This is a genomic window from Pseudomonas mohnii (genome assembly GCF_900105115.1).
Classification (GTDB): Bacteria; Pseudomonadota; Gammaproteobacteria; order Pseudomonadales; family Pseudomonadaceae; genus Aquipseudomonas; species Aquipseudomonas mohnii.
The window spans coordinates 3,948,194-3,958,672 of the sequence record NZ_FNRV01000001.1 but is presented as its reverse complement, the minus strand read 5'-3'; the positions used below and the strand labels follow the sequence as shown (position 1 = coordinate 3,958,672).

Sequence of the window (10,479 nt, the reverse complement as noted above, 5' to 3'; positions counted from 1 at the left end):
CACGTGTTATTCGGTTTCCAGATCGATATCGATGCCGAGGGAACGAATTTCCTTGATCAACACGTTGAAGGACTCGGGCATGCCCGGCTCCATACGGTGATCGCCGTCCACGATGTTTTTGTACATCTTGGTCCGGCCGTTCACATCGTCCGACTTCACTGTGAGCATTTCTTGCAGAGTGTATGCAGCACCGTATGCTTCCAGTGCCCAGACCTCCATCTCCCCGAAACGCTGACCACCGAACTGCGCCTTACCACCCAACGGTTGCTGGGTAACCAGGCTGTACGAACCGGTAGAACGAGCGTGCATCTTGTCGTCTACCAAGTGGTTCAGCTTCAGCATGTACATGTAGCCAACGGTAACCGGGCGCTCGAACTTGTTGCCGGTACGGCCATCGGTCAGCTGCATCTGGCCGCTTTCTGGCAGGTCTGCCAGTTTCAGCATGGCCTTGATTTCGCTTTCCTTGGCACCGTCGAACACCGGAGTGGCCATCGGTACGCCGCCGCGCAGGTTTTGAGCCAGATCCAGAATTTCCTGGTCCGAGAAGTCATCGAGGCTTTCCTGACGACCGCCGATCTCGTTGTAGATCTCGTGCAGGAATTTACGCAGCTCGGCAACTTTACGCTGCTCTTCAATCATGCGGTTGATCTTCTCGCCCAGACCTTTGGCCGCGAGGCCCAGGTGGGTTTCAAGGATCTGACCAACGTTCATACGCGAAGGTACGCCCAACGGGTTGAGGACGACGTCGACCGGGGTGCCATTGGCATCGTGCGGCATGTCTTCAACCGGCATGATCACGGAGACCACACCCTTGTTACCGTGACGACCGGCCATCTTGTCGCCCGGTTGGATGCGACGACGGATTGCCAGGTAAACCTTGACGATCTTCAGCACGCCTGGAGCCAGGTCATCGCCTTGCTGCAGTTTGCGCTTCTTGTCTTCGAATTTGTCATCCAGCAGACGACGACGATCAACGATGTAGGCCTGAGCCTTCTCGAGCTGCTCGTTCAGAGCATCTTCAGCCATGCGCAGTTTGAACCACTGGCCGTGCTCAAGACCGTCGAGTACTTCGTCGGTGATGTCCTGGCCTTTCTTCAGACCGGCGCCGCCTTCGGCTTTGTGGCCGACCAGAGCGGAACGCAGACGTTCGAAAGTAGCGCCTTCGACGATACGGAACTCTTCGTTGAGGTCCTTGCGGATCTCGTCCAGCTGGGACTTCTCGATCGACAGGGCACGAGCATCACGCTCAACGCCGTCGCGGGTGAAGACCTGTACGTCGATGACAGTACCCTTGGTACCGGTAGGTACACGCAGGGAGGTGTCTTTAACGTCGCTGGCTTTTTCACCGAAGATCGCGCGCAACAGCTTCTCTTCCGGAGTCAGCTGAGTCTCGCCTTTCGGAGTGACCTTACCAACCAGGATGTCGCCTGCGCCTACTTCAGCACCTACGTAAACGATACCGGCTTCGTCCAGCTTGTTCAGTGCAGCTTCACCCACGTTCGGGATGTCCGCAGTGATTTCCTCTGGGCCAAGCTTGGTGTCACGGGCCACACAGGTCAGTTCCTGGATGTGGATCGTGGTGAAACGGTCTTCCTGAACAACACGCTCGGACAGGCAGATGGAGTCTTCGAAGTTGAAGCCGTTCCATGCCATGAACGCGATGCGCATGTTCTGACCCAGTGCCAATTCACCCATATCGGTGGACGGACCATCGGCCATGATGTCGCTACGCTGAACCCGATCACCTTTACGCACCAGCGGACGCTGGTTGATGCAGGTGTTCTGGTTGGAGCGGGTGTATTTGGTCAGGTTGTAGATGTCGACACCGGCTTCACCGGTTTCAACTTCGTCATCGGCAACACGAACCACGATACGGCTGGCATCGACGGAATCGATCACGCCACCACGACGAGCCACGACGCAAACGCCGGAGTCACGGGCTACGTTACGCTCCATACCGGTACCGACCAGCGGCTTGTCAGCACGCAGGGTTGGTACAGCTTGACGCTGCATGTTCGAACCCATCAACGCACGGTTGGCGTCGTCGTGCTCGAGGAACGGGATCAGCGACGCTGCAACCGAAACTACCTGCTTCGGCGATACGTCCATCAAGGTGACGTCTTCAGGCGCCTTGACGGTGAACTCGTTCAGGTGACGAACAGCTACCAGCTCGTCGATCAGGACTTTCTTGTCGTTCATCGTGGCCGAAGCCTGAGCGATCACGTGATCAGCTTCTTCGATGGCGGACAGGAACACGATCTCGTCGGTGACCAGAGCGTCTTTCACCACGCGGTACGGGCTTTCGAGGAAGCCGTACTGGTTGGTGCGCGCATAGGCAGCCAGGGAGTTGATCAGACCAATGTTCGGACCTTCCGGCGTTTCGATCGGGCAAACACGACCGTAGTGCGTCGGGTGTACGTCACGCACTTCAAAGCCGGCACGTTCACGAGTCAGACCGCCAGGGCCGAGTGCAGAAACACGGCGCTTGTGGGTGATCTCGGACAGCGGGTTGTTCTGGTCCATGAACTGGGACAGCTGGCTCGAACCGAAGAACTCTTTCACCGCTGCCGCTACCGGCTTGGCGTTGATCAGGTCTTGCGGCATCAGGCCTTCGCTTTCAGCCATCGACAGACGCTCTTTGACCGCACGCTCAACACGCACCAGGCCAACGCGGAACTGGTTCTCGGCCATTTCGCCTACGCAGCGAACACGACGGTTACCCAGGTGGTCGATGTCATCGACGATGCCTTTACCGTTACGGATGTCGACCAGAGTCTTCAGTACCGCAACGATGTCTTCCTTGCACAACACGCCCGAACCTTCGATTTCGGTACGACCGATACGACGGTTGAACTTCATCCGGCCGACCGCAGACAGGTCATAGCGCTCAGGGCTGAAGAACAGGTTGTTGAACAGGGTTTCGGCAGCGTCCTTGGTCGGCGGCTCGCCAGGGCGCATCATGCGATAGATCTCGACCAGCGCTTCCAGTTGGTTGCTGGTGGAGTCGATCTTCAGCGTGTCGGAGACGAACGGACCGCAGTCGATATCGTTGGTGTACAGAGTTTCGATGCGAACAACGCCGGCCTTGGCGATTTTCGCCAGGATCTCGGTGTTCAGCTCGGTGTTGCACTCTGCCAGGATTTCGCCAGTTGCCGGATGCACGATGACCTTGGCGGTGGTGCGACCCAGGACGTAGTCCAGAGGCACTTCCAGCTCTTTGATCGCTGCTTTTTCCAGCTGGTTGATGTGACGAGCGGTGATACGACGACCTTGCTCGACAATAACCTTGCCTTTGTCATCCAGGATATCCAGGACCGCAATTTCACCACGCAGGCGCTGAGGCACCAGCTCCAGGCTCAGGCTCTCGCCTTTCACGTGGAATACGTTGGTGGTGTAGAACGCGTCCAGCACTTCTTCGGTGGTATAGCCGAGCGCGCGCAGCAGTACCGATGCAGGCAGCTTGCGACGACGGTCGATACGCACGAATACGCAGTCTTTCGGGTCGAACTCGAAGTCCAGCCACGAACCGCGGTAAGGAATGATGCGCGCGGAGTACAGCAGTTTACCGGAGCTGTGCGTCTTGCCACGGTCGTGGTCGAAGAACACGCCCGGGGAACGGTGCAGCTGGGAAACGATTACACGCTCAGTACCGTTGATTACGAAGGTACCGTTCTCAGTCATCAAGGGGATTTCACCCATGTAGACTTCTTGCTCTTTGATGTCCTTGATCGCTTTGTTCGACGACTCTTTGTCGAAAATGATCAGGCGCACTTTTACCCGCAAAGGTACGGCGTAAGTTACACCGCGCAATACGCATTCTTTGACATCAAATGCCGGTTCGCCCAGGCGATAACCGACGTACTCCAGCGCAGCATTGCCGGAGTAGCTGATGATCGGGAAAACGGATTTGAAGGCCGCATGCAGGCCCACGTCGCGGAACTGATCTTTAGTCGCTCCCGCTTGCAAGAATTCACGATACGAATCCAGCTGGATGGCCAGGAGGTACGGCACATCCATGACGTCCGGCAACTTGCTAAAGTCCTTGCGGATACGTTTTTTCTCAGTATATGAGTAAGCCATCAGCGTTCCCCAGCTTGGTCACCTGCTTGTTTGGCCCCTCCCGACGGGAGCAGCCAGAAAATCGTGCAAACCCCATGGTTTGCGCCACCGCATCGGGTGGTTACAGCTCGCTATCAGCGCCGACCGAGCCGGCTGCCAATAACGGAAAAAGGCCGGTGGCAAGAGCCACCAGCCATCAGCCTGTCGCTTAACGCTCGGGCTGGAAACGCAAAGTCGATGCTTACTTCAGCTCGACTTTAGCGCCTGCTTCTTCCAGAGCTGCTTTGGCTTTGTCAGCTGCGTCTTTGGCAACAGCTTCCAGAACCATGGCAGGAGCGCCGTCAACTACAGCCTTGGCTTCTTTCAGGCCCAGACCGGTCAGTTCACGTACAGCCTTGATCACGTTAACTTTCTTCTCGCCAGCTTCGGTCAGCATGACGTTGAATTCAGTTTGTTCTTCAACAACGGCAGCAGCAACAGCTGGGCCAGCGGAAGCAGCAGCAGCGGAAACGCCGAACTTCTCTTCCATTGCCTTGATCAGCTCAACGATTTCCATTACGGATTTTTCGCCGATTGCTTCGATGATTTGCTCGTTAGTCAGAGACATGACTATTAATTCCTGTATTGGGGTGACGGCCTACGCGGCCATCGAAATAAACAATAAACGCTGAAAGGAGTCGCTCAGCCTTAGGCTGCAGCAGCTTCTTTCTGGTCGCGAAGTGCCGCCAGAGTACGAGCCAATTTGCTGGTTGCGCCTTGAATCACGCTCATCAGCTGAGAAATTGCTTCGTCACGGGTCGGCAGAGTTGCCAGCACGTCGATTTGGTTAGCTGCGAGGAACTTGCCCTCGAACGCAGCTGCCTTGATCTCGAACTTATCCTGACCTTTTGCGAACTCTTTGAAGATACGGGCAGCAGCGCCCGGATGCTCTTTCGAGAATGCAATCAAGGTAGGGCCGGTGAACACGTCGTTGAGAACACTGTATTCAGTGTCAGCAACAGCGCGCTTGAGCAGGGTGTTACGTACAACACGTACGTAAACGCCAGCTTCACGAGCCTCTTTACGGAGTCCGGTCATCGCGCCTACTGTTACGCCACGGGCATCAGCCACGACAGCGGACAGAGCGACTTTGGCAGCCTCGTTGACTTCAGCGACGATGGCCTTCTTGTCTTCGAGTTTAATTGCCACGGGTTTAACTCCTGCTTGTTACCGTTTCATCCAGTCGAAACCAGATGTCGTTTTGGTGTCTGATTCGGTAAGGAACCGGGAGCACCATCTGCGTAGGCTTGAGGTTTAAGACTTGCGTCGCCTACGGTCTTGGACAGCCCCCGCCAGGCAGGGACCCCAATTTTTCAATTGACGCAATCGCTTGCGTCAATCCGAGTCTTACGCGTCCAGCGAGCTCTGGTCGATGACCAGACCTGGGCCCATAGTGGTGCTCAGGGTAACGCGCTTGACGTAAATACCTTTCGAGGAAGCCGGCTTGATACGCTTCAGATCAGCGATCAGGGCTTCAACGTTTTCCTTCAGCTTGACGGCGTCGAAGCCAATCTTGCCAACGGAAGTGTGGATGATGCCGTTTTTGTCGGTGCGATAACGAACCTGACCAGCCTTGGCGTTTTTAACCGCGGTAGCTACGTCTGGAGTTACGGTGCCGACTTTAGGGTTAGGCATCAGACCACGTGGACCGAGGATCTGACCCAGCTGACCCACGACGCGCATGGCATCCGGGGATGCGATCACTACGTCGTAGTTCAGGTCGCCGCCTTTCATTTCGGCAGCCAGATCGTCCATACCTACGCGGTCAGCGCCGGCAGCCAGAGCGGCTTCAGCAGCTGGACCCTGGGTGAACACGGCAACGCGAACGGTCTTGCCAGTGCCGTGTGGCAGCACAGTAGCGCTACGAACGACCTGATCGGATTTACGTGGGTCAACGCCCAGGTTTACAGCAACGTCGAACGACTCGCTGAACTTGACAGTCGACAGCTCGGCCAGCAGTGCAGCGGCGTCTACAAAGTTGTAGGCCTTGCCTGCTTCGATTTTGCCGGCGATAGCCTTTTGACGCTTGGTCAGCTTAGCCATTACACACCCTCCACGTTAAGGCCCATGCTACGAGCAGAACCGGCGATAGTACGCACGGCTGCTTCCATATCAGCTGCAGTCAGATCCGCGTTTTTGGTTTTCGCGATTTCTTCCAGCTGAGCACGGGTAACGGTGCCAACCTTAACGGTGTTCGGACGAGCGGAACCGCTGGTCAGACCGGCCGCCTTCTTCAGCAGAACCGAAGCAGGGGTGGATTTGGTTTCGAACGTGAAGCTACGGTCGCTGTAGACAGTGATGATCACTGGAGTCGGCAGACCTGGCTCAAGACCCTGAGTACGGGCGTTGAAAGCCTTGCAGAATTCCATGATGTTCACGCCGTGCTGACCCAGAGCAGGACCAACAGGTGGGCTTGGGTTAGCCTGAGCGGCCTTCACTTGCAGCTTGATGTAAGCGGTAATCTTCTTGGCCATGAGGCACTCCAATTACGGGTTCAAACGCCTCGAAAGGCTCCCCGGTTACTTGCGCGTTTATCCCAGTGACGACAAAACCCCACAGCCTAAGGCTGCGGGGTTGGGATGCTTGCTCAGTTAGACCTTTTCGACCTGACTGAACTCCAACTCTACCGGAGTAGAGCGACCGAAAATGAGTACAGCCACCTGGATGCGACTCTTTTCGTAGTTAACTTCTTCAACAGTGCCGGTAAAATCGGCAAAAGGACCGTCATTGACGCGCACCGACTCACCAGGCTCGAACAGCGTCTTCGGCTTCGGCTTGTCGCTACCATCAGCGACGCGGCGCAGAATTGCTTCCGCTTCCTTATCAGTGATTGGAGCCGGCTTATCAGCGGTACCGCCAATGAAACCCATAACTCGAGGAGTATCCTTGACCAAGTGCCAAGTACCCTCATTCATGTCCATCTGGACCAGCACGTAACCAGGGAAGAATTTACGCTCGCTTTTACGCTTCTGGCCATTACGCATTTCAACCACTTCTTCAGTGGGAACCAGAATCTCGCCGAAGCCATCTTCCATGCCAGCCAGCTTTACGCGCTCAATCAACGAGCGCATGACATGCTTCTCGTAACCGGAGTAAGCATGCACAACATACCAACGCTTAGCCACGGGACACCCTTAGCCGACAATCAAGGAAACAAGCCAGCCGAGCAGGGAATCAAGCCCCCACAACAGCAACGCCATAACCAGAACAACAGCCACAACAATCAACGTGGTCTGCGTGGTTTCTTGGCGAGTTGGCCAAACGACTTTACGAATCTCGGTGCGCGCTTCCTTGACAAGAACAAAGAAAGACTTGCCCTTGACCGTCTGCAAGCCTACAAAGGCAGCTACAGCAGCAATCACAAGCAAAGCGAGCACACGGTACAGGATCGGCGAAGCAGAGAAATACTGATTGCCAACAACGCCAATAACCACCAAAGCGACTACCACTAGCCACTTGAGCAGATCGAAGCGAGAACCTTGAGCTTCAGCTTTAGGAGTCATCTATGAAGATCCTGTGAAAAGAAAGCCAGACACACCTGGTGAATCTGGCAGGTCAGGAGGGAATCGAACCCCCAACCTACGGTTTTGGAGACCGTCGCTCTGCCAATTGAGCTACTGACCTAAAACAAAATCAGGCCGACCATTATGCCGGCCTGAAAAAGACTTTACAACAACTTACTCAATGACCCAGATCGCTCGCCCGCACCAGGAGGCCAAAACCACCCTTGCAAACAATGACAAACAACCTCTAGCCATTAAAACAAAGGCAGATATTTTCATATCTGCCTTGTTATATGGAGCTCTTGAGCGGATTTGAACCGCTGACCTCACCCTTACCAAGGGTGTGCTCTACCAACTGAGCTACAAGAGCGAAACACCGTGCAAAACCTGCAAACTTGGAGCGGGTAGCGGGAATCGAACCCGCATCATCAGCTTGGAAGGCTGAGGTTCTACCACTAAACTATACCCGCGAGGCTTGCAGCTCTCGCTAAAAATGGTGGAGGGGGAAGGATTCGAACCTTCGAAGTCGTAGACGTCAGATTTACAGTCTGATCCCTTTGGCCGCTCGGGAACCCCTCCTAAGCGAGCCGGCATTCTACATCATGCCAGCCTTCTGTCAAGCATTTTTCTCATTAAAAACCTGAGGTTAGCTGCGTTGACCTTGCTTCACATCGCTGACCGCTTTAGGTCTTCGCTGTGGAGCGGGCGCCATTCTATGCAAACTATTCGATGGGCGCAACCCCCTCGCAAGGCATTATTTTATGTTTTAACTCATTGAATTCTCTAGAAAGGTTTAGCAACTGCAAATCGTCGAGCCAACGCCTGCTCTCGGGGGCCACACGCACCCAGTAACCGGCTGATTCGGCGCTCCCCTTCGGCAACGACTGATATTTCACCTCCATGCCGCTCAATCGGCGCTCAAGCCCCTGAGCGACATCCTGCCGCGTAAATCCGCCTATATAGAGGCAGCCAGCATCTACTTGAGCAGCCTTTTCTTTTTCCTTGGTCGAATCAGGCGTTTCACTCAACAGGCGAATATCCTGCTGCCCCCCCCGATACAAACTTAAAGGCGTCACATCTTTCGCACGCAGAGGAGCCTCTTGCTGATGCCAGATGTAATAGAAGACGTTGAGAACCAGCAGAAGCAGAAACAACCAACGCATAAGGACCTCAGGACAAAGGACACGCCATAGCCAAGCCAACGAATACCAGGTCCGGAACCACCCTCGCCTCCGGCACGATGCCTGAAACCAAGGCAGCATCGCCCCCCGTCAGGAACACTACGAATTCTTTACCCCAGTAACTGCGCGCCAGTTCCAGCTGAGTAAGCACAAACCCTTGAAGCATCAACAGACACCCCCGCTCGACAGCTTCGACCGTCGTACGACCCGGAATGAGACTCTCCAACGCGCGCTCGGCCGCGCGATCACCGTAACGAATTTTGCGGGTATGTGTGCGAAGCTGATTACGCATCAATGGCATACCTGGACAGATGAATCCACCCAAGTGCCCTCCATCCCTGGCAACGAAGTCAGCTGTCACAGCAGTACCGAAATCAAGGACAAGGCACGCGCCCGCAGCCAGATGAAAACCGCCCAGCATTGCGAGCCAGCGATCCAGCCCGAGCCGTTCGAAATCCTCATAACCATTGCGCACCCCGGACATTTCCCGCGCGGGAACCGCGCAGACCGCCGAGACATTGAAGGATGCCTTCAACAAAGCAGTCAACTCACTGGTTTCATCCGCGGTCCTGACACTCACCAGCCGACAAAACTTCAGAGCAAGGCCTTTCAGTGTTTTCAAGTCGTCAAGCAGCGCCAGATCCGAATCGACAACGCCCTCACCCACCACTGACCGCGCATTCGCCTCAAGCACGCGCCACTTGATGAAACTATTTCCGCAATCGAGCTCAAGAATCATCGCGCAACCTCAGACTCAGCTCGCCACCACTGAAAACTTTTTCCACGCCATCCACCTTCAAGCGCAAGGCGCCTTGGCTATCGATCCCCAGCACTTCACCGTCTATATGGGTTACACCAGCTATCAACGACACCGCTCGCCCCTGCCACAGATGATTTTGCTCCCACTCAGCCTGAATAGCTGAAAATCCGCCCGCCTGGTGACGCGACAGATACTTCTGAAGCATCAATCCAAGCTCGGCGACAAGAAGATTGCGATCGAACACCTTGCCGGACTGAAGCCGCATGGAAGTCCACTGCTGATCGACCTCCTCAGTTACCTGCATGTTTACATTGATCCCAACACCCAGCACCACATGGCAGACATCGGCGGGATCCCCCACCAGCTCAAGCAGAATTCCGGCAATCTTCTTCTGACCCACAAGAACATCGTTGGGCCACTTCAATCCAGCCGCCGAAATGCCAAGCTCTCGCAGCGTATGCATGACAGCGAGCCCCACAACAAGGCTCAAACCTTCCAGCTGACGCATCCCACCTTCAATACGTAGCACCAGGCTGTAATAGATATTCTCTGCAAATGGACTCGCCCACCGCCTTCCGCGCCTTCCACGACCCGCCGTCTGACGCTCGGCGAGTACGATAAAGGGAGACGCCTGGCCTTGATCTATGGCGCGTAGCGCCTCGGCATTGGTGGAGTCAATCGAGTCAAAAGCCAAAACCGGCCAATTACAGGAAGACGCAAGCCGGCCAATTTCCTGTGGATCAAGCAGCGTCAATGGCGCGGCCAACTGATAACCTCGCCCTCGGACCTTATGAATGGACAAACCCAGCTCAGCCTCCAGGTGCTGGAGCTGCTTCCAGACAGCACTGCGACTGATGCCCAAGGCAGCACCTAGCGCTTCACCCGAATGGAATCGGCCATCTTTAAGAAGCTTTAACAACGTCAGCATGCAAGTCTC

At 55.3% G+C, this 10,479-nt stretch carries 10 protein-coding genes and 4 tRNA genes; all 14 read right to left on the bottom strand.

What is annotated here, in order from left to right; translation table 11 throughout:
• Positions 1-6 precede the first annotated feature (6 nt).
• The 14 genes from rpoB to birA all read right to left on the bottom strand — a co-directional run bounded on the left by rpoB (position 7) and on the right by birA (position 10,470).
• Entirely contained in the window at positions 7-4,080 is a 4,074-nt protein-coding gene (gene rpoB / locus BLV61_RS18335; protein WP_047534046.1) for a DNA-directed RNA polymerase subunit beta, read from the bottom strand.
• Positions 4,081-4,300: 220 nt separating this feature from the next.
• Positions 4,301-4,666: a 50S ribosomal protein L7/L12 gene (gene rplL, locus BLV61_RS18330; RefSeq protein WP_007933723.1), complete on the bottom strand. Its 366-nt coding sequence runs from the start codon at positions 4,664-4,666 to the stop codon at positions 4,301-4,303.
• 80 nt (positions 4,667-4,746) lie between these two features.
• Complete coding sequence (gene rplJ, locus BLV61_RS18325; protein WP_007933724.1) at positions 4,747-5,247, bottom strand: 50S ribosomal protein L10; 501 nt, start codon at positions 5,245-5,247, stop codon at positions 4,747-4,749.
• 198 nt (positions 5,248-5,445) lie between these two features.
• A complete protein-coding gene (gene rplA / locus BLV61_RS18320; RefSeq protein WP_003186095.1) occupies positions 5,446-6,141 on the bottom strand; it encodes a 50S ribosomal protein L1 in 696 nt (231 codons plus the stop codon).
• Complete coding sequence (gene rplK, locus BLV61_RS18315) at positions 6,141-6,572, bottom strand: 50S ribosomal protein L11 (RefSeq protein WP_007933726.1); 432 nt, start codon at positions 6,570-6,572, stop codon at positions 6,141-6,143. The genes rplA and rplK overlap by 1 nt, the downstream gene beginning before the upstream one ends.
• Positions 6,573-6,689: 117 nt before the next feature.
• Complete coding sequence (nusG, locus tag BLV61_RS18310; RefSeq protein WP_007933727.1) at positions 6,690-7,223, bottom strand: transcription termination/antitermination protein NusG; 534 nt, start codon at positions 7,221-7,223, stop codon at positions 6,690-6,692.
• 9 nt (positions 7,224-7,232) lie between these two features.
• Positions 7,233-7,601 (bottom strand): preprotein translocase subunit SecE, encoded by a 369-nt coding sequence (gene secE, locus BLV61_RS18305; protein ID WP_047534052.1) that lies wholly within the window; start codon positions 7,599-7,601, stop codon positions 7,233-7,235.
• Positions 7,602-7,646: 45 nt separating this feature from the next.
• Positions 7,647-7,722: transfer RNA gene (locus tag BLV61_RS18300), tRNA-Trp, on the bottom strand.
• Positions 7,723-7,895: 173 nt separating this feature from the next.
• Positions 7,896-7,971 (bottom strand) — tRNA-Thr (locus BLV61_RS18295).
• Between the two features lie 26 nt (positions 7,972-7,997).
• Positions 7,998-8,071 (bottom strand) — tRNA-Gly (locus BLV61_RS18290).
• Positions 8,072-8,095: 24 nt separating this feature from the next.
• A tRNA-Tyr gene (locus BLV61_RS18285) sits at positions 8,096-8,180 on the bottom strand.
• 143 nt (positions 8,181-8,323) lie between these two features.
• A complete protein-coding gene (locus BLV61_RS18280; protein WP_090466802.1) occupies positions 8,324-8,764 on the bottom strand; it encodes a hypothetical protein in 441 nt (146 codons plus the stop codon).
• A 7-nt stretch (positions 8,765-8,771) separates the two neighbouring features.
• On the bottom strand, positions 8,772-9,521 hold the full coding sequence (locus tag BLV61_RS18275) for a pantothenate kinase (RefSeq protein ID WP_090466801.1): 750 nt from the start codon (positions 9,519-9,521) through the stop codon (positions 8,772-8,774).
• Complete coding sequence (gene birA / locus BLV61_RS18270) at positions 9,511-10,470, bottom strand: bifunctional biotin--[acetyl-CoA-carboxylase] ligase/biotin operon repressor BirA (protein ID WP_047534060.1); 960 nt, start codon at positions 10,468-10,470, stop codon at positions 9,511-9,513. The genes BLV61_RS18275 and birA overlap by 11 nt, the downstream gene beginning before the upstream one ends.
• Positions 10,471-10,479: the final 9 nt, after the last annotated feature.